At 56.8% G+C, this 21,142-nt stretch carries 8 protein-coding genes and 1 pseudogene; 7 read left to right on the forward strand and 2 right to left on the reverse strand.

Annotated features, from left to right (window positions below; all coding sequences use genetic code 11):
* Nucleotides 1-48 precede the first annotated feature (48 nt).
* The 7 genes from CLU88_RS16230 (at nucleotide 49) to CLU88_RS16255 (ending at nucleotide 18,476) form a co-directional block, all read left to right on the forward strand.
* Nucleotides 49-576, forward strand: a complete 528-nt coding sequence (locus tag CLU88_RS16230) for a hypothetical protein (RefSeq protein ID WP_099657476.1) — start codon at nucleotides 49-51, stop codon at nucleotides 574-576.
* A gap of 521 nt (nucleotides 577-1,097) precedes the next feature.
* Nucleotides 1,098-5,936 (forward strand): choice-of-anchor U domain-containing protein, encoded by a 4,839-nt coding sequence (locus CLU88_RS16235; protein ID WP_158235615.1) that lies wholly within the window; start codon nucleotides 1,098-1,100, stop codon nucleotides 5,934-5,936.
* Between the two features lie 41 nt (nucleotides 5,937-5,977).
* On the forward strand, nucleotides 5,978-6,790 hold the full coding sequence (locus CLU88_RS16240) for a rhodanese-like domain-containing protein (protein ID WP_143226031.1): 813 nt from the start codon (nucleotides 5,978-5,980) through the stop codon (nucleotides 6,788-6,790).
* Nucleotides 6,791-6,827: 37 nt separating this feature from the next.
* Nucleotides 6,828-9,653 carry a hypothetical protein gene (locus CLU88_RS22845; RefSeq protein WP_143226032.1) on the forward strand — a complete coding sequence of 942 codons (2,826 nt, stop codon included), beginning with the start codon at nucleotides 6,828-6,830 and terminating at the stop codon, nucleotides 9,651-9,653.
* Between the two features lie 32 nt (nucleotides 9,654-9,685).
* Nucleotides 9,686-13,738: an Ig-like domain-containing protein gene (locus tag CLU88_RS23460; protein WP_143226033.1), complete on the forward strand. Its 4,053-nt coding sequence runs from the start codon at nucleotides 9,686-9,688 to the stop codon at nucleotides 13,736-13,738.
* 74 nt (nucleotides 13,739-13,812) lie between these two features.
* Entirely contained in the window at nucleotides 13,813-17,949 is a 4,137-nt protein-coding gene (locus CLU88_RS16250) for an RHS repeat-associated core domain-containing protein (RefSeq protein ID WP_158235616.1), read from the forward strand.
* On the forward strand, nucleotides 17,946-18,476 hold the full coding sequence (locus tag CLU88_RS16255) for a hypothetical protein (RefSeq protein WP_099657480.1): 531 nt from the start codon (nucleotides 17,946-17,948) through the stop codon (nucleotides 18,474-18,476). Before CLU88_RS16250 ends, CLU88_RS16255 begins: the two co-directional genes overlap by 4 nt.
* Nucleotides 18,477-18,506: 30 nt before the next feature.
* On the opposite strand, the pseudogene CLU88_RS16260 reads toward CLU88_RS16255, so the two are convergent.
* Both CLU88_RS16260 and CLU88_RS22855 read right to left on the reverse strand, forming a co-directional pair.
* Nucleotides 18,507-19,182: pseudogene (locus tag CLU88_RS16260) on the reverse strand (IS3 family transposase); the annotation flags it as partial.
* Between the two features lie 19 nt (nucleotides 19,183-19,201).
* Nucleotides 19,202-20,929: a hypothetical protein gene (locus tag CLU88_RS22855; protein WP_143226034.1), complete on the reverse strand. Its 1,728-nt coding sequence runs from the start codon at nucleotides 20,927-20,929 to the stop codon at nucleotides 19,202-19,204.
* Between the last annotated feature and the right edge of the window lie 213 nt (nucleotides 20,930-21,142).

Raw genomic sequence — 21,142 nt, forward strand, 5'->3', positions numbered from 1 at the left:
GAGCAGCTTGTCCCGTGTGCCCGCTCCTGACCATAAAGATCGTGCCACATGAATAGCTACGACTTTGAAGAAAACGTACCAGACTGGTCGCCAGTTTCGCGTGCATGGCTACTCTGTTTGTTCGGATCAAGCGCTGGGCTGGTTTGGCTGCACCTTTTTACACAAGAAAAATGGGTGCCGTTTTTGGATCATGCAAACCTAGCACTTCATGAGGCGGGGCATCCTCTGGTTGCTTTCTTTTCCGACCGGCTTTCTGTATACGGCGGAACATTGTTTCAGCTACTTTTTCCTGCTCTTTTCGTCCGTCATTTTTACCGTGAACGACAGAGTGCCGGATGGGCGCTTTGTGTTATTTGGCTTGGAGAAAATTTCCTGAACGTTGCTCGGTATATGAAGGACGCCAGAGCTCAAGTGCTTCCGTTGGTTGGTGGTGGGGATCACGATTGGACTGAAATATTCAGCCGCTGGGGCCTTTTAAATCGCGACTTAATCATCGGCTCATTGTTTCAGCTGATCGGACTGTCTGTGATTTGCTTTGCTCTATTTCAAACATGGCGATACACGCGCTCGGAATGAATCAACTTAGTAGGGGTTGCCCGGTTGGGCAGATACTGCAAACCGATCGGTTGCCTATGTCGTCCACGTAAAAATCGTTCCCGCTTGCGATGATCTACCGGGAACTCATCATCGTGAGCTATTGCGCCTTCCGGTGATGATGACCGGTCAGTCCAGCAGCATGAATACCCGCAGCAGGTAACTTGCGTTGAGGATATGGATGTCTTCACGGCACAAATGCGAAATGAAATCTGCTGGAAATGCCAAAAATTCACCTACTGCTTACATGAAGATTTGGCATGACTTGGTGTGATGAATTGTTAACAAAAATCAATCTGTTAACATTTTGTTTCGCATCAAATGTGAACAAGCGATAAGCTCGCACGCTTTACTACAACTACACAAACAAAGTTGCGAACCAGAGCGTCCCTAGGCGCCACGTAACTGCATCATCAGGGAGTGCGCATATGCGCTTGGGAGGGGTGCGGGTTGGACTTAACCAACTCGGCGTGTCAGCGCGCGCATGTCTGAATTGGCTGTGGATGACCGTTCTGGTCTTGACCGCGTTATGCGGTGCATGGGGGCGCTCAGCCAATGCCCAAGATTCGGTTTGTGCCGAAGTCAAAATCGTCATCGAGCAAAAGCTCTCTTTGGAGCGCCAGGCTTTTGATGCCCACATGGTCATCAGAAACGGCTTGGAAACGAGCGCTCTGTCCAACGTCAAGATCGACCTGCTCTTCAAAGATCAGGATCAAAACGATGTTGTCGCCACAACCGATGCCAATGCATCAGGCGCTTCCTTCTTCGTACGTACAGACAATTTAACGGGTCTGACGGCAATCGATGGCAGTGCCAGTTTGGCGGCAAAAGCTACCGCTGATATCCGTTGGCTGATCATTCCCTCGCAGGGCGCTGGTGGTACCACCTCGGAAGGGCGCCTCTACTATATCGGCGCGCGTGTCACCTACACATTGGACGGTCAGACGAGCTCCGTTGAAGTAACGCCCGACTACGTTGTTGTCCGTCCTCAGCCGCTTTTGCGGCTTGACTACTTTTTGCCCACGGATGTTTTCGGGGACGACCCATTCACGCCGGAGACAGAAGCATCTGAGCCGTTCACGCTAGGGGTTCGAGTTGCCAACGTTGGAGCAGGCACTGCAGCAAAGTTGCAAATTGAATCTGCCCAACCCAAGATCGTGGAAAACCGCCAGGGTTTGCTGATCGACTTCACCATCCTTGGTGGATACGTGGGTAACGCGATCGCCGGAAAGAGCCTGTTGCTGGATTTTGGTGATATCGCGCCGCAGAGCGCAAAGATGGGGCGGTGGTTGATGCAGACCACGCTGGCGGGTAGGTTTACACAGTTCAACGCCAGCTTTGTCCATGCCGATTCCTTGGGTGGAGCGGTGACATCACTGATCAAAGAAGTCGTGACCCACAAATTGGTTCGCGATGTTCGTGTCGATCTGCCCGGCCAGGACGACGTTGATGACTTCTTGGCTGAACAGGGCGACGGTTACCGGGTCTACGACTCCCAAGGCGGAGATAACCCGGTTTTTAACCTGTCTGGCGCAGCTTCGTTGAATGCCGTCTCAGGCGGAAACCTTGCATTGCAGTTTCCTGCAACTCAAGGCCATGTGCATGTCAAGTTACCCGACCCTTCGCGCGGCTCTCGTGTGCTTGCTCAAGTACTGCGCAGCGATGGCAAACAACTGCTCGCTCAAAATTTCTGGCTCTCCAAGTCGCGCAACAGCGACCTGAGCTGGAGTTACTACGTCCACGTTTTTGACAGCAACACGACGGGACAGTACACCCTGGTTTTCTCGGACAGCTCTACAGCCTCGTTGGGCGGCACGGCCTATCTTGATGCGAACGGCAACGGTGTGCGTGATGCGGGCGAAGCACCTGAAGGCAACCTCATGGTTGCCCTGAAGGGGGTTGATGCCCAGGGCCGAAATGTATCGATTCAGGCATACACAGATCCTCAAGGCAAATTTTCGTACAACGGCCTGATGCCAGGCCGGTACCAGTTGGAAGCAGGTGAGCGCAGCGGTTGGATCAATGGAACTTGGGTTGTAGGCAGTGCGGGTGGTGTTGCCTCGGACGGTTTGATTCGTGACATCGTGCTCCTCGCAGGGACGAATGCCAGCGGCTATGTGATTTCCAAGCGCAAGCCAGTTGACGGTAGCAGCCAGACCTCATCGGCAGATGTAGCGGTGACTGCGCAGTCCAACGTTTACGAGTTGATTCCCGGCAAGACAGCGATTGTCACGATCACTGCGACCAACAAGGGTCCTGACACAGCGCAAGGCGTAACGGTTCAAGCGGCTCTTCCGGCTGGACTGTCTCAACAGATCGTCACGGCGAGTTTGGGCGCATTTGATGGATCGGTTTGGAATGTCGGTGCTTTGTCCAAGGACCAGTCGGCCACTCTCACGGTGCATGCCCTTGCTCAACCTTTGAGCGACGGCAAGTCCCGCTCCATCACGTGGACCGCAGCCATTGGCTCGCAGACCAAAGATCCTGTGGGCGACAACAACCAAAGTCGCGTGAACCTGCTGGTGCAAAAGGATCCGCAGAGTGGCGCGGAGATTGCGCAAGAGTTGTACTCGCAGACCCAGGTGCTGGTGTGGAGCCAATGTCCAGAAGTTAGCTCGTCTCAAGACGCAGAAGCTTGTGCTGTGCGCAAGGCTGACGCTGCTCGCGCCTGGTTCGCAGCGCGTTCTATCCGGGCTTTGGTTGTGACCCAGTCGGGGGATTGGCGAGTTGCCATGCGCAGCGGTGCATACAACGTCCTGTGGTTTGCGGGGGGCACAAGCAGTCTGGATGCCACGGCCCAGGCTGAGGTCCGCGCGGCGGTGCGCAGAGGTGACTCTGTGGTCTTGGACGGAGGAAACGCAGTTTCTATGCGTGGAGTCTCAGATGTATTTGGCGCAACCTTTGAAGAGCCCACTCTGGGCAGCGACCTCCAGGTCGCGTTGACGGGTGGTACGGCGATGCCGACCCTCGGTGCCGCTTACCCACTACAGCTGAATACTGCTACTTTGGATGGCGTCTATGTCGCTTCTGGGAAGCCAGCCATCGCGTCGCATGTGTATGGTCTGGGTCAATCCCTGTTGGCGGGCTTTGATCTGCTCGACGCTGCATCGAGCGGCGGCGTTTGGTCGCAATTTGCTGAGCAACGCCTGCTCGCATTGACTCCTGCGCCGAAGACTCAGCCTGCTTTGGCGGGCTCCGTGTTCGGCCTGAAAGTCAAAGCCCGAAGCCTTGCCCCTGTGGGGGGAGCTGAAAAGTCCGTCAACCTGAAGATGGACCTCACGTCTGGCGTCACTTATCGCGATGCGGTGCCTCCTGCACAAGGGGCTTCCTCGAGCGCGCAGCCGTCATGGGCGCTTGCATTGCCTGCGGGCCAGGAGCAAATCGTCAAACTGGAGTTGATGATGCCTTTGACCTCTGGCGCTGCCGAGGCGAAATCGCAGCTCTTGGATACGTCTGATATGGGCTTGCTCGCCACGCAGACCACTGCGCTGCAGGTACTGGGTCTGGATACATTGGTCCCGCGCATCAAGTTGGCTCTGGCCGATATCACGCCAGTTGGGGCACAGCAGCAAGAAGCGGTCGCTCAAGCCCGTGATGCCCTGAGCAAAGTTGAGCTGGCGCAGCAGCAAAGTGATTGGAATACTGCGATTGAGTTGCTTGGGAATTTGCAAGCGAGTTTGGACCAGCTGTCGACCTTGCCTTCCGCTCCATCGATTGCGGAGTTGCGGTTGGACGTTGCCCGATGGTTCTTCTTGCTCCAAACCCGTTGGACTCCTGATCCTGCGCTGACTCCTGCGCAGATCACGAGCGTTGGTGGTAGCGGGCAAACTTCGATCGTTGGGCAGGTCTTTGGTCAAGCGCTCGCTGCGCAGGTGCTGGATGGTCGTGGTCGTCCCATGGCCGGTGTGTCGGTGCGTTTTGAGCTTCCAAGTACGGGTGCCAGCGCAAGCTTTGCTGGAGGCAATGCAAGTGCAGTCGGTGTGACGGACTCCCAAGGCGTTGCGCATTCTCCGAGCTTGACTGCGAATGCTGTTGCGGGCACCTTCCAAGCGCTCGCTACCGTCAACGGGCTGAGTTCTTCTGCGGTGTTCTCGCTGCAAAACAATCCGTTGGTCGCATCAAACCTGACCATTCAGGTTGTCGATGGGCAAGGTCAGTCCGCCACAGTTGGCACCTTGTTTGCGAAGTCTCTGAGTGTTCGTGTCGTGGATGCGCAAAATCGCCCACAGGCAGGGGTGTCCGTGCAGTTTGATGTCATTGCGTCCGCAACAGGCGCTGGGGCGGCTTTCGAAGGCGCGGGTCAAAGTGCCGTGACGGTCCTTGCCACCACAGACGCTTCAGGCATTGCCGTATCGCCTCGGGTGCGCGCCAACATGAGTGTGGGCGCCTATCAAGTCAGTGCGGCAGCCCAAGGGGCGGCCTCTAGTGTGAGCTTCTCTCTGCAGAACCAGTTGGCGCAGTCGCTGCGCTTGTTGGCGGTCGACGGCAATGGCCAGTCAGCACGCACAGGCGTGGTGTTTAGTAAGCCACTGACTGTTCGGGTGGTGGATGCACAAAGCCGTCCTCAGAGCGGCGTAGCCGTGCGCTTTGAAGCGCCGTCCAGCGGGGCTTCTGCACAGTTTGAAGGCCAGTCCACCAATGTCATTTTGGTCAACACCGATGTCAACGGGACCGCTGTATCTCCGCTGTTGCGTGCTAATGCGGTGACCGGGGCTTATCAAGTGCGCACCGCAATCGCGTCTGACGCTTCTGCTGCACAAGTTTTTGATATGACCAACGTGGCTGCACCAGTGCCAACGCCGGTGTTCACTGGAACTTCTGCGACCGGAACGGGGCAAGTTACCGCGCGTGTTTCTGGTGGTGGCGCTTCCTGTGCGTTCAACCCCGACGCAACCAGGATGATGCCTGCCTCTGGAATGGGACCTGTTCTGGGGCAGATCCTGCTGCCACATGGCGTGTTTGACTTTGAGTTGGTCAGTTGCACACCAGGCGGCGAAGTCACCATCACAACGACTTGGCCAGACCTGCGTGGGATCACGGGCTACCTCAAGTACGGGGTCACCCGTACCTCTGGCGGCAGAAAGATTTGGTACCCACCAAATAACCTGCGAATCAGCGGTAACACGGTGTCGTACACGATCAAAGACGGGGGCCTTGGTGACGATGACTTGACGGTCAACGGCGTGATCCGCGATCCCGGTGGTCCGGTGATTGCTGCCGCAATCCCTGCGACAGATCCAGCGCCTATCCCTGTCATGGATTGGCGAGTTCTGATGTTCCTGAGCCTGTTGATCTTTGCGCTGGGAGGGGTTGTTCAGCGCCGCAACTCTCGGGGCACATGATGATCAGGGAACGCTTTTTGCGCCCGCTTGTGGTGGGGTGCATGGTCGTTCTGTCTGCGACTGTTTTGCCCGCGTGGGCGCAGGAGCCGGAGGTTCCTGCATGCCTGCGCGTGGACTACCCCCAGCCCACGGTGCCTGAATTTGGCCATACCGAAGCACTTTCGTATTCGACGCAAGAAACGCAGTGTTGGGTCGACGTCGTGGAGGCTCGGCGTGCTGGGGGAATGGCTCTCGATGTGAGGGAGGCTGCTGTGGCCCCTCTGCCTGGCGCTGTTGCTCTGCCGCTGCCGTCGGTGGCGGACCGCCGTTATTTGCGTGACCAGCCTCTGACTTTGGTAGGAACAGGGGTTGATTTGCGTGCTTTGACAACTGCATGTCTGACGCTGCGCAAGCAAGGTTTCTCCAAAGTGCAGGTTTTGCTCGGCGGTGCGCGAAGTTGGGCGCGAATCCAGTCCGTGGACATGGTGACGCCGCAAGAAGCTTGGCTCGGTGCACTGGATGGCCAGTGGCGGTTGATCGGCATTGGTCTGCGTCCAGAGCAAGTACAGAGCCTTGTAGGAAAACCAGAAGTCAATTTACCGTCGTCGGTGGATGACGCAGCACTTGTGCAAGCGCTGAACGATGCAGAGCTTGCAAGGCCGCTGGGATCACACCAGCAATGGTTGCTGATCACGCAGAACCAGGCCAGCGGGCAATCGTTGTTAGCGCGACTGCAGCAAGCCCCGTACAAGCCCGGCGCAAGAGCTCTGGCCTGGCTCTCTGGCGGTTGGGATTCTTACAACGCATATCTGCAACAGCAGCAGCAGTCGGCGGCCCATGCCGGGCGTCCTTTGCCTCGCTCGTGTGGTTCTTGAGCATTTGGGATTTTTCATGCGATCTATCGGTTCATTCATGCAAGTCCTCAAGGACGCTACAAACCAGCGGCGGTTGAGCGTGGTGAGAAGCACCGCAGCAACCTTCGTGGGACTGGTGTTGGGTGTTTGCACATCCCAATCCGCCTGGGCATTAACAGTCTCTGGCTCTATTGCAACGAACACTCGCTGGACTGCGGCGCAGTCTCCCGTCACGGTGCAAGGCAATGTGACGCTGGATCAGGACGCTACGTTGACTGTAGATCCTGGCGTGCAAATTCGCATGGAGCCGTCGTCCAGCTTCACAGTCATGCGCGGGGCTGTGCGTGCCGTGGGCACCCAAGATCAGCCGATCGTCATTACTTCCGCCAAGTCATCGCCAGCCCCTGGCGACTGGGGGGTGTGGCGTTTCACCGAAGGAACCCGAAACGAGCAAACCCAATGGGACTATGTACGTGTCGAGTACGGCAGCGGTCTCGTTGTCGAAAAATCTTCTCCTACGTTGAACCGTGTTTCGCTGCGATTCAACAATGGACCCGCTGTCCGAATAGATCTGGAATCGTCGCCTGTTGGCAAGGGAATTACAGCGGAGGGAAACCTGATCAATGCCGTGCTAGTGCCTGCGGGCGTGATCACTGGGCAAGTCAGCTGGGCATTGGCAGGCATTCCTTATTTTGTTGAGCAAGGTCTGGTGGAGGTCGGTCTTGCGCAGATGCTGATTGAGCCAGCCGAAGTCAAAGTGCCGCGCAACTCGAATGTGCCATTGCGCTTGAAGCTGATGCAACCGGCTCCTCAGGGCGGGAGGGATCTGTTGATCACCTCATCCGCTCCTGATGTCGTGCGTAGTTACGCCATACTAAGTGTCCCAGAGGGGGTAACTGAGGTCGACTTCAGCGTTTCGTCGATGTATCAGTTTGGCACTGCTTCTATCTCTGTCTCTCATCCTGAGTTGGGTACTGCCGGGGTGAAAGTAGAAGTAGCCGATATTCCGACCATCAATTTGAGCGTGTGGCCTAGTCACAATCAAATGCTGGCAGGCTCTCCATACACGCTGTACGTTGATCTATCCAAACCTGCGCCTAGCGGTGGGCTAACAGTACCGTTGTCCAGTACCCCTGTGGGTGCGGTGCAGCATCCAGCAAGCGTTGCGATTGCCGAGGGCGAGAGCCGTGGTGCTTTCGTGGTTCAGGGCGGTGCCTCCGGGACAACGGCCACTGTGAGCGCACAGGCCGTAGCTGGGTATGCCATTCGCGAGGGTTCGGTCGATCTGGAATTCGTTTCTGACCTCTATGTTGAATTCCTTGCTCCGAGTCGCATGCTGGTGGGGGAGCAGCTTGAAATTTCTGTCAGGCAAGTGGTTCCACCAGGGCCAAAGGGTGGACTGAAAGCGCAGATGGATAGCTCCGCTCCTTCTGTACTGAAAGTGATTGTCAACGAGGCCTCTGTGAGTGGAGAGAACCTGTATCCAGAAACGACGCCTTCATTCCAAATTCAAGCTATTGCCCCCGGTAATGCTCGATTGCAACTGAGTGGTGCTGGATTTACTTCAGGGCCAAACGACATCCAAGTGGTCAAACCCACCGAGCTATTCATTGAGGCGAATACTGAAAATCAGAAATTTGTGATTGGTGAGGGTTTGGTAGGGCAGGTCCGTGTAGGCCGAAAAATCGACCCCTTCAGCTACCACGGATACGGTGTGGGTTTGTATATCAACCTCACTTGTGAAGACGCCTCGATCTGTTCCACTCAGAGTGTCTATATTCCTCCTTGGCAACAGGTAGTAGGCGTATCCATTGCTGGGAATGCCGTTGGCGCGACCAAGTTGCATGCATCGGCCGAGCACGCAGCGTCTGCAATCGCCGATGTGAATGTCGTGAAGCCAGAGCTGGCCTGGAGTGCGTCGTCTGAGCGGTATGTGGGCGTTCGTCAGGGCTTCAATATCTGCTTGTCCATCCCTGATGTCATTTCTTATTCTTACAACCGTCAAGTTCTGAGCGGTTCCGCCTGGGTGATGGATCTGAGCTTGCCTGATCAAGTGCCTGCTGGGTTGGTCAGCGCAATCTATGACCAACCGGAGGGCGGAGCACCTGTCACCCAAGCGCGTATAGAGCCCGGATCAACATGTACTGACACCCTGTACGTGAGCGAGGCCAGTCGACGTGGCAGCTATCGCATTGGTTTGAGCATGGCCAATGGCATGAATAGCCGAACTGAGCCAATTACCGTTTTGGCTGATGACCAGATTGAGATGAGGGCAGTTTGTGGCGATTGCTCAGATATGACCGTTGTGCAGGGATTCACTGCCAAGTTTGGTGTGTATGCAACGTACCGGGGACTTCCGCAGTCGCCTTCGCAGCCGATACGTGTGGATATCCGGTGCTCCAACGCATCGGCGTGCAGTGCTGCATCGCCTGTGGATGTTAAGCCCGACGAGGAATATGCGTACTTTGAGGTTACGGGTCTGAGTCCAGGACGGGTAAATCTGGAAGCCACTGTCCCGGCATTGCCTGATGTCTATCCCGACGTTGGAAGTAGATCCATAAGGGTGGTTCCTCCCAGCCTGTCCTTCGATAGCCGTGACTGGCAAACACCGGAAGTTGACGTGAAAGTAGGTGAAAGCCGTACCTATGAGGTCTGCTTGTCTGAACCTGCGTGGGGCGTGCGCAGTTACTCCCTGACGGACATGAACATCCAGATGTCTACCTCCAACCCAGCTGTGGCACGTGTGACGCCAATCGATGTCTGGCCAGCGAAGCAGGAGTGTCTCTCTCTTGAAATGAACTTCATTTCTGCCGGTGCTGCGCTGCTTACGGTTAATGTGCCTGGCGTGCCAGCCCATACGAAGCGCTTTGAGGTGCAGCCGTGATGAGGTCGAACAACATGTTTTCAATGATGGTTATGACCAAGTACATGGGCGCGCTGGGCATGCCTCTCGTTCGTCGATGCATGCTGGCTTTTGTGAGTCTGTGGTTGGCACTGGGCCTGGCTCAGACCGCCGCCGCGGCAGATGCTCAACTGACTGTTGCTGATGGAGTCGTGGTCAAGTTTGGCGCGGGCGCCAGTGCAGACAAGCCTGGCTCCGGGCTTTGGGTCCGAGGTCAACTGCGAACCGGTTCAGGCGTGGTTTTCACCAGCGAGTATGACTCGATGGCGGGCACTCCGGTTCGTAGCAATTCCAGCAGCACACCCGCAGCCGCTGATTGGCTGGGAGTCTTTCTGTCTGACGAGGTGAAGCCCGCGAACATCAGCATCAACGGACTCACCTTGCGGTATGCGGGTGGGACTCAAAATGTTCCCCCAGCATTGGCCAATGCCGGTGCGGCGCTGAATCTGAAAGGCGGCTCCTTTGTCTTTTCTGATCTGCGCCTAGAGCGAAGCCCGGTAGGCCTTTGGGTGACGGGACAAGGCTCCCCTCAAATCCAATCGAGTCGGATCGTCGGCAATGGAATCGGTCTGCGTTCGAGCTTGATGGCAACGCCAACGATTACCCAAAGCAGTCTTGCAGAAAACACGTCGTACGGTGTGTTGAATGACTCACCACAGTCCGTGGTGCAGGCCGCGAACAACTGGTGGGGACATCCTACGGGCCCTAGAGACAGTGCCGGTAACCCGTCCGGGCAGGGTAGCAGGGTCAGCTCAGGCGTGGCGTACCAGCCTTACCTTACGCTGGACCCCACAGGCAAACCCGGCCCAACGATGACGCTCAGTTTTGCGGGGCAAGCCTTGTCTGCGGGCGCTACGCTGCGCAACGCAGGAGAGCTCGTACTCAGCGCATACAGTGCCAAGGGCGTTACACAACTGGAAGCTTACGTTGACGGAGCGCCGGTTGCCAGTGGTAGCTATGGTGCCTCACCCGCGCCAAGCACCGAAGCAAGCCCGGTGGAAGCTCGTGGTGTCGTGCGATTTGAAAACCTCAGCAATGGCGCGCACACGATCGCGGCCATCGCACGTGATCCCGAGGGTGGTATCACGACCATCAATGTGCCTTTCACTTTGGATATGCAACGCCCCGGTGCTGCAGCCATTACGAGTCCTCTGAATGGCGCGACGGTTACATCGTCCTTCCTGAGTTTTGCCGGGACGGCGGAGCCTTGGTCGAATGTACAGGTGACCCTGAATGGGCAAGTGATTGGACAGCTTTACGCCGCAGATAGCACTGGCAACTTTGCCGGTAGCGTTCAGCTTCCAGCGGAAGGTACCCATTCGCTCCAGGCCCGGGCGATCAATGCGCGTGGCGATGGTCCGTTCAGTGCGGCGGTTGCTGTGTCATACGTGCAGCCTCCACCGACGGTGACATTTTTGAGCCCAAGCGATCAAGCCATCGTGAGGGGCATGGTTAACGTCCAGGTCAGTGCAATTGATGCCAGTGGAATCTCCCAAGTACAGATTCAAGCGGATACCGCTGCAGGCCCAGTGGTGCTCGGGACTCTCACTTCGCCGCCTTGGTCGATGGAGTGGAACACGGGCGCTCTGCCTGACGGCAACTACACGCTGACGGCGACTGCTACGAGCGTTTCCGGAAAGTCGGCGCAGACTCAGCGCGTCGTGCAAGTGCAGCAAGTGCCACCACCACCTCCTGCTCCGGTCATGCCCTACGGCACTCGTGCTCTCAATGTCACGCCCGCACTGTCCTTTGGCGAGCAGCCGATCATCATCACTGGACAGGTTGCGACCACAGACAGTTCCGCGCAGTCTGTACCCAACGCCTCGCTCAAGCTGGTTTTGCGTGTGCAAGGCTTCGAGCGTCGGATCACATTGGTCAGTGATGCAGCGGGGCAATTCAGCTACAGCTTTGTGCCACAGTCCAATGATGCTGGAACCTATTCGGTCTACGTTGTCCACCCCGACGACAGCACCTACGCGTCCAGGCCAGCGGCTGGGCAATTCACGATCAACCGTCTGAGTTTCAACTACAGCCAGTACAAGCTCAATGCCATACGCGGTCAGGCGACCCCAGTGCAGTTGCAGGTGAGAGCCAGTGCAGGCACGGGGGCAAAGGCCGTGCGGTGGGTCGCTCAAGCCGCTGACCAGCCTTCGGGCAGCTTGCCCCCTGGCATCACACTCGACCTCGGTCAGCCAATCGATGTAGCCGCAGGCACCGCCGTGCCAATGACATTGACGCTGAAGGGGAGTGAGGCCGCAGGTGCCACGGGCACGATCATCCTCAAGGCATTCGCACAAGAGAGTGGCACCACGCCGCGCGCTGAGCTGCGCTTGGACTATCAGCTCCATGAAGCGACCCCGGGCTTGAGCCCTTCGCCAAGTTTGGTGGAAATCGGTGTGAAGCAAGGGGAATCCGCCAGTGGTGTCGTGACTGTCACCAATAAAGGGTTGGCTGCCGCACAGGCCGTGAAGGCGAGCTTGCTCACACCGACCGGTGGTACCCCGCCCAACTGGGTTCGTTTGGCGAGCAGTTCCGATATCGGAAACCTCGATATCGGGCAATCCACCAGCTTGCAAATCGTCGCCAGTCCAGGCGCAGAGATCAGCGACGGCTACTACCAATACGAGCTGCGCATCAATGCCGAGAACGATGCCGGTGGCAAAGTCCCCGTCACGATTGCTGTGGCCCAAAGTGGTGAAGGTGGTGTGCGTTTCAAACTGGTGGACATCTACACCAACACCTTGGACAAGAACGGCCAGTTGATCCCCGGTTTGGCAGGCGCCACGATCAAGCTTCAAAACGAAGCATTGACGGCGGATATCCGCAGCCTTACCAGCAACGATCAAGGGATTGCAGAGGCGACCAGCTTGGCTCCGGGCAACTACCGCTGGCGCGTCAGTGCGCCCGGTCACACAGATGCAGGTGGCCGCGTGCAAGTGCGTGCAGGGTTGACCGCAAGTGAGCGCGTCTTCTTGGACAGCCAGTTGATCAGTGTTGAGTTCAGCGTGACGGAAACCACCATAAAGGACGAGTACCACATCACCTTGGAGGCAACGTACCAAACTCAGGTTCCGGCGCCAGTTGTTCTGATGGAACCCGCCAGCATCAATCTTCCAGACATGCAGGTGGGCGAGGAAATCACAGGCGAGATTACTGTGAGCAACTATGGATTGGTGCGTGCAGACGACTTGCAATTCACGTTGCCCAAGACAGACCAAAACTACCGCTATGAGTTCTTTGGCGAGATGCCCAAAGAGCTGGCCGCGAAGTCCCGCGTGGTCATTCCCTATCGGATAACAGCGATTGCGCCTATCAAGAGCGGCGTGGTGCTCAATGACACCACCAAGTTGTTGCCGCTTGCCACGGGTTACAGCCCAAGCATTCAGGTGCAGCAGGCCATTCGCAATCTCTTGACCACAGGAAAGAGCGCTGCAGTGCCTCGGGAGAAAGCTGACGCAGTCGCCAAGGCCGCAAGTTGCAGTAGCTACGGGGCCAGTGCATGTGTGAATTTCAAATTCACTTGTGCCGCCGGGGATACGGGCACAGCGTCCTTCTGCGTGAACATCAGTCGCTTGTTTGGTGGCAGCTGTACCGCTCCAAGTGGCGGCGGTACCGGTTCGAACGGTAGCGGAGGTGTGCCACCAGGTGGTTGGGGTGGTGGTGCTTCTGGCGGTGCAGGGGGATCACTGTTCACTTTCATCACCAAGTGCCCGCCTGGGGGCTGCAGTCGGTGCGCTGGCGGAGGAGCTGGCCCTGGTAGCGGTCCTGGCCCCGGCGGCCCTGGCCCTGGTGGTCCCGGACCCGGTGGCCCTGGCCCTGGCCCTGGCCCTGGCCCAGGCCCAGGCCCAGGCCCAGGCCCAGGCCCAGGCCCAGGCCCCGGTGGATGCACCGGGGCCTGGTGCGGCTTTAAGCCGGGCTATGGTCCGTACGGCCCATACGGCGATCCTCCAGCCAGTCCACCAAAGTCGCCAGGTAATCCAAATCCGGCCCCAGAGCCGCCACCGAGCGATCTGGATAACAACCAAAAGCCAGACAGTAAAGATGGTCCGTTCGGCCGTTGCCGTTAACCAGTTGGGTTGAATTCATGTTTGTATTGAAGTCCGTAATCGGTAGATTCAAAGAAGGTTGTTGCAGCCGTATCTTGGTCGCCTTTCTTTCATTGGGGTTGTGGCTGTTCCTGTTGCCCTCCACAGGTCAGGCTCAGCAAATCTTGCAGCCCAACCAGGAGTACACGGAGACCAAGGTAGATCTCAGTGTGAAAACTCTGGCTGGTCTGGTGCGCATACAACGCACGTGGGTCGCAGGCCAGTGGTACATCAATCCTGCTTGGGCGAACCTTCGCTTGTTGCCTGATCCCATGGGCGGAGTGCTGGCTGTCGAACGCGCTGGCAGCATGTATGAGCGCACCGGTAGTCAGGCTGGCAGCCAAGCCGCAGGCCAAGCTGCGGGGATAGCCGAAGGCGGAACAGTCTCCCAAGGCAGCATTTACCGTTTCGACAGCGACAACCTCATACAAAAGACCGCAACGGGTTGGCGGTGGTACGACCGCTTGGGCAACACCGTCGACTACAACTCCTCGGGAGTGATTCAAAGCTACAGCAATCCATACGGTGCCAAGATCGGTTTTGTGCGCAGCGCTGCCGGAAACTTGATTGCCCTCACAGATCCACTGGATCGCACCATCTACACCTTCGACTACGACTCCCAGGGTCGTATCTCGCGCATCACTGACATTGCAGGAGCTTCCGTGCAATACCAGTGGCAAGATCCCGGCGTACTGGCTCAGGTGACTGACGGTGAAGGCCAAGTGTGGCGCTATCAATACGACAGCCGCCAGCAAATCACGCAAAGGACCAATCCCGAAGGCGCCAGCTTGCACATCACGTATGCAACGGCACCCGGCGAGATGCCCTACACCGCTGGATTTGCAGGCACGGGCACGGGTGGTGCCGTTACCGGCCAATCGCTGCCCAGCAGTGGTAGCACCAGCAGTCCCAAACCGCGAAACGCCAGGGTCGCAACCTATCAAGATGAAAACGGTGCTCGTTGGGTATACCGCATTGATTTCAACCGCGTCAGTCAGCAGTACTTGGTGTCCATACAGCGCCCTGACGGCACACCATCTCAGTACCGTTACAGCAAAGAAGGCTGGCTGCTGGAATACGTCGTGGATGGACAGGTGCAAACCCAGAGGCAGATGGACAGTACCACGCAGCACCGCACGCTAGATGCTCGCGGTTTGACAACGACCATCAACTACGACACCCACTACCGTCCGCTGCAAACCATCCAGCCAGATGGCAGCAAGGAGTCTTGGCAGTACGACAGCCAAGGACGCTTAGTGCGCTACACCAACGCCGAGGGAACCGTCACTACTTGGCTGTATGACGCGAAGGGGAGCCTTCTGCAAGCGATCGATGCGTTGGGCAAACCCGAGCAGCGCAGCCATCTCTACATCTACGACCAATGGGGCAACACGCTGAGCTACCGACGGGGCTCGGGTGATGGGCAAGGTGCAGATGCCGTCACAGAGACCTATGTGTATGACAACTGGGGCAACCTTGTCGAAGTGGTCGATGCCACAGGCAATGTGGACCGCTACGCCTACAACAGCAAAGGGCGGCCTACCACCCTGACCAATGCGCTGGGCAACACATGGTCTCGCAGTTACGACCAGCTTGGCCGGCTTACAGCAGTCCAAAATCCACTCGGTAATACCGAGCAATATCAATTCAACAGTGCCAACCAAGTCACACGTGAGACTGCAATGGGAGGAGAGGTTTGGCAGAGCACCTATGACAATGCAGGCCTACTAAATACTCAGGTTACAAATCCACTAGGCCATTCATGGCAACTGGCTTATGACAGTTTTGGGCGAGCAACCAGTGCTTCCACACCTAGTGGCTCAGTCGTCAAAACTGTGTATGACCCGATTGGTCGCGTCACCCAATCCACTGACACAGCGGGCAACATAACCCAATACAAGTACGGAGCCAACGGAGCGCCTGACGTGGGGCTGCTGGTCGCGGTGGACTACCCCACTTACCAAACGTCATACCGCTATGACCAGCGAGGAAGATTCGCGCAAGTCACCAAACTACTCGGTAAATCCTCGAGTGCCTCGACGGGCAACCTAGTTTCACACACTTGGCATTTTGCGTACAACGCACTGGGCCAGCGTATCAGCGCTACCAGCCCTGTAGGACACACCACGCTGTATGCCTACGACGCGTTGGGTCGGCTCATCAAAACCACCGATAGCCTCAACAGCAGCGCCACGCAGACATGGGATGCCCACAGCAGGCTCCTGAACGTGACCGACGCCAAAGGCCATACCCACCGCTTTGACTACGATAAAGCAGGGCGACTGCTGCAAGAAACCCGCCCCGGTGGAGCTACCACGCGCTACCAATACGACCCAGCTGGTCAACTTACCCTGCGCACCGACGCGGGCGGCAACATCCGCCGCTACCAATACGACAAAGCAGGCAACCTCACATCGGAAGAACATCTGCTGGCCGGCAGCGCACTGGATCAACGCATCACCTACCAATACAACGCCAACAACCAACTCATTGCTTACGACCAGCAAGACGGCCAAGGCCAGACCATCAGTACCGCCAGCTACCAGAGAGACGCCTTGGGCCGCATCACTGAGCGCAGCACTAAACTAGGCAGCAACCCCACGGCCATCACCCTGGGGCAAAGCTACCACCCAGATGGGCAACTGGCGGGCCATACCTACCCCGATGGCAGCCAAACCCAATACAGCTACCTGCAAGGGCAACTCTCGCAAGTCAAGCTGCCCAACGGCAGTGCCATCACCTACAGTGACTACCAATGGCTGCAGCCCACTAAAATCCAAAGCCCCGGAGCCAGCAAAACCCAGACGCTGGACCCACTACAGCGCCCGGCCAGCATCACCGTGCAAGGCGCAGCCAACCAAACCCTGATGAGTCGCAGCTACCAGTACGACCCAGTAGGCCACGTCACTCAGATCACCAGCGACCTGGGCGTCACCCGCTACAGCTACGACTCCCTGGGCCGCCTCACCGAAGCCAAGCCTGATACAGCCCTGCAAACCCTGGGCCTGCCGCAAGAGCAATATGGCTACGACATCGTGCACAACCGCACCAGCAGCGCCCACCAGCCAGGCGTGTGGAGCTACAACCAAGACAACCAGCTGACGCAATACCCAGCCCAGCAAAACGGCCAGACTTTCGCCACCCTAGTGCAATACAACCCGCAGGGACACACGCAAAAGGAAACGAACAGCCAAAGCACCAAGACCTACCAGTACAACGCAGCAGAGCGCCTGGTGAGTTTTGAAGAAACCGGCAGCGCCGGTTCCGTACAAGCCAGCTACCGCTACGACCCGTTTGGGCACAGAATCAGCAAAACCACCACCCAACGTGGTATCAGCCTAACCACTTACTACGTCTACGGCGAAAGCAGCCTGCTGGCAGAAGTGAATGAACAAGGGGCTATCACTAAAGCCTATGGATGGAGCCCGCAGGCCGGAAGCCTTTGGAGCACAGCGCCCCTGTGGCAAGCCAACACACAAAACGCCAGTCTGAGCAGCAGCGCCACAGCCTACCACTACCTGCACACAGACAACCTGGAAACCCCGGTGTTGGGGACAGACAAGTCTGGCACGCAAACGTGGAAGGCAATTAGCGAGGCGTTTGGAGACACGAGGGTAGACACTAGCAGTGCCATCACAATGAACCTGCGGTTTGCGGGGCAGTACTTTGATGGGGAGAGTGGGCTGCACCAGAACTACTTCAGGGATTACAGGCCGCAGGTGGGGAGGTATATCCAAGCTGATCCGATTGGGCTCGGAGGGGGCTGGAATCGATACAGCTATGTGGATAGCAATCCGCTGAGCTTCATTGACCCCGCAGGGCTGGCTAAACTCCCTGCGAGTAGCGCACATTGCTCGGCACTGCGCAGAAAGATTCAGAATCTCAATAATGATCTGGACAAACGATGGTCTGAGTTAGAATTAGACCCACAGGGCCTTCCAGAGCGCGTCAGTCCTAATGAGTCATTGAGTGCCTCAAGGCGTGGTCACAGGACACTGATCAACGAACGCGATTCTAATCTTCGCAAATACGAGCGCCGCTACTCTGATGAGTGCGAGGACGAACCGCCGCCGCCGCCAGCTCCCAGTCAAGAATTTTGCGGAGATCGCTGCAAGCAGGTAATCAAGGCTGTGACAGAAGCTGTGACGGGAGCGATCATATTCACGTTGGTCTTGGTGTGCGCATCGTCATGAATACCGCACAGCACCTCACAGAAATTCGCAATGCAGTTGGGTCGCGGAACAAGCGGCAGCTGAAACAAGCCCTCGACGCATTCGAGGACTCTCAACTGCTGGAGCAGACGATTGGGCCTGAAGTGTTGGAGGTCTACAAATGGCTTCTTTCTGACCGCGATGCAACTGCCGCACCAGGCGTTGACAGAATCTTCACAACCTTCGTTGCGGATATTGATAAATATTCTGCGAGTCAAATAGGAGAGCTGGTCCAGGTAATCGATGAGCACCAGTCCACCTATGTGCAGCAGATGCTGCGCCATACAGCGGCTGACTTCATCGCCAGAAACGATGATCCGCATCATGCCTTTGATATGTTCAAAAGCTGGGCCAGACGCAATGAAAAATATGCCTGCCACATGGCATTGGTTGGTATTGAAGTTTTATTGATGAGCGGGCATGCCAAACAAATTGGCGTAGAACAGGAAGCGAAATCCCTATGGAATTCGCTCGTTGCGAATGCTCTGTTGTCGCCGGCCGAAAACTGACAGCCGGGGGCGGTGGATTTCTTGGACTGGTTATGCCAGGAGCCCAAGGTTCCTGCGATATTCAACCTGACGGAGAGCGCTGAGGGACTTCTTGATTCGTTCCTCGTTCTACCGGCGGATGTATGAGTCTAGAGTCTGGGTGAACTGCTCGATCCTCGCATCTGCCAGTCGCGAGGGTGGAACATCTCCGTTTTCAGCCGGCAGAAGAAGCACTCCCATGCCGCGTTGTCAGGCGAGCTCCCCTTGCGTGACATCGAACTAATCAGCTTGGCATCCGCGATGTGCGGCAGCCATTCAGGCCAACGGTAGTGGGCCCCGCGGTCGGAATGCGCAACGGGCAGGTCACTGTTGCCGGGAATTGTCTGGATAGCTGCATCCAGTATCGTGTTCACAAGGTCAACGTCCGGCCGTATGCCGATTGACCAACTGACGACCCGGTCATCGAAGCAGTTGATCATGGGTGGCAGGTACACCTTGCCGGCAGCGATCTGGAATTCCGAGATGTCGGTAAGCCATTTCTCATTGGGAGTAGACACTGTAAAGTCACGGTTGACGAGGTCACCATCGCCGGAATGCGCATCTCCCAGATACGACCCGCACCGGCGACGCTTAGGCTTTGCGACGATCAGGAACTCCTGCTTCATCAGGCGCTGCCCCCCTTTTCTGACAGACGCGCGCATTGCTTGCTCAGAGCCGCCCGTATGCGAACGCATGCCCTAAACGGATCATGAGGTAGTCTTTTGGCGCCTTCGTTTTGGACGATTGCATTGGTCAGTCACCAAGAGCGAGCTAGAAAGAATCTGATGGGTCGTATTACTATGCCGAATGGTGGCAACGTGCACACCTTCGAATGGCCTTTGGCGCAAGGCCGGACTTCTGGATTTGGCCGCATCTGCCAAAACAATGACTAGATTGATACAAGTGTCGAGCGCGCTTGTCTCTTCATCGAACCAAACCACCATCAAACCGCTTTTGATTAGGCCCGCGTTGTGCGTTCCCTCTCGAGGGCTCGGTATCCGTCGTTCAAGGTCTAGGACGTATCGTGTCTGGCAATGACCGGAACTGTCCTGAGTGATAAACCGGATGCATAAACCGCGCTTTGTCTGCCGACAATCCGGGTCTCTGTAGAGCCAAGTGAGAACTTCGTCATCAATGGTTTTTGGAAGTTCGAAGAAGGTAAGTACACGAGCACCACCGAGTCCTCTGTAAGGATTCCAGAAATCCCACTGAACAGTGAGCTCATCCCCATTAATGACCAGCTTCTCTAATGGGCGTGAAAGCAAGTCTGCGAACTTGATCAGCTGATCGTCGAGCGGAGTCTTGACCTCAATGCCCTCCTCTGCGGATTCGGGGATTGGGTCATTGGCTTTATCACCTACAAGTTTGCCTTTGATGGCGGTTTTTCCAGGGACTTTCCCACCACTAATTCCGCTCCAAGGGCCACGTGTGAGTTGGCGACGTTTTCGTGGCTTTTGTTCTGACTGATCATTGTTAAAAGGCCTGTCGACAGTGAGACGGGATAGATCAGGAAACCGTTCCTTCAGTGCTGCGATGGCTGGGAGGTCTGCTGCGGCATCGCCATATCCACTAGGCGTCTCTTGCACCTCATTGTTGTCAGGTGCCGGGCCGATGGTGGGGCCTTTTGGCGGGGGGGGCTCGCGCGGCGGTTCAGGTGGGCCTTCCGGATCCTCAATAGGCGGGGGCGAGGCGCGATGACGCCGTCCCCCCTCACGATGCAGTTCCAAGGCAGTCCAGTCTGCCTCTAGGTCGGCGGAAATGATGTGCGTGAGAAGTAAGGCATTTCCAACCTGCGAAAAGAGACCTGTGATGGGGAGCACTCTTGCAAATGGTGGCCATACCTCCAAAGGAAACGAACCGGTGGGATCATGCATTCGTGCGCCGGCTATCCGCTTAAATACGCGCTCTCCGGTCTTAAGCGCACCTGGTTCCTTGAGTAGGGTCAGCAGATAGGGGCCTTCATCATCGCTCCATTGACGACGGATCTCTAAACGTACCGGATTGGATTCCAAGTCTGTGTTTTTGGGGTTGTACAGATAGCGCTCTGGGCGCATTAACTTCTCCGTGGTCACCGCATCAACCAAGGGGGACGACACCGCCCAAAAGAACAGAAACAGCGTTGAGCATGGAATGAAGACCTCAGGCGAGCGCTGTGTAGCCTTGACTCTGATGAGGTGTGAGTCGTATTCCGGTGTGTTCATGAGTGACGCCGTCAACTCTCGCGGTTCAAGTGACGAACGTATGGTCAGATCCGTGTTCGATGTACTCAGGTCGAGCACAAGTGAGCGTTGCCGCAGCTTTGGTGAGGAATGGGCCGGCCAGATGGTTCCGTCTGTGCCATCGATCTCTGCGCCTATGTGCAGCAGCGGCATGTGAGCCAGTGAAATCAGCGCGCGCTCAATTCGTCGTTCTTCTTTGGCAACGTCCAACGACACAAAAAAGGTGTGGATACCCAGCGCGCTGGCCGCTTGGGGGAGTTGTGCAAGGTTGCCAAACCAAATGACACGCCATCGGCCAGGTGGAAGGGGGAGTGGAAGTCTGTACTTTTTCGCCAAGGCTTCTAGATGCGTACCTGCGCCAACACAGTGTCCGCGCTAAAGGGCATCAAATTTTCCCACATGCGTTCCTCGCAAATAATTTCATGACTT

It is taken from the genome of Acidovorax sp. 56 (genome assembly GCF_002749705.1).
Lineage (GTDB): Bacteria > Pseudomonadota > Gammaproteobacteria > Burkholderiales > Burkholderiaceae_C > Acidovorax.

Bases quoted from the DNA above. Each gene is read 5' to 3' on its own strand.
- CLU88_RS16230 (WP_099657476.1), top strand. From the start codon at position 49: ATGAATAGCTACGACTTTGAAGAAAACGTACCAGACTGGTCGCCAGTT.
- CLU88_RS16235 (WP_158235615.1), top strand. From the start codon at position 1,098: ATGACCGTTCTGGTCTTGACCGCGTTATGCGGTGCATGGGGGCGCTCA.
- CLU88_RS16240 (WP_143226031.1), top strand. From the start codon at position 5,978: ATGGTCGTTCTGTCTGCGACTGTTTTGCCCGCGTGGGCGCAGGAGCCG.
- CLU88_RS22845 (WP_143226032.1), top strand. From the start codon at position 6,828: ATGCAAGTCCTCAAGGACGCTACAAACCAGCGGCGGTTGAGCGTGGTG.
- CLU88_RS23460 (WP_143226033.1), top strand. From the start codon at position 9,686: ATGACCAAGTACATGGGCGCGCTGGGCATGCCTCTCGTTCGTCGATGC.
- CLU88_RS16255 (WP_099657480.1), top strand. From the start codon at position 17,946: ATGAATACCGCACAGCACCTCACAGAAATTCGCAATGCAGTTGGGTCG.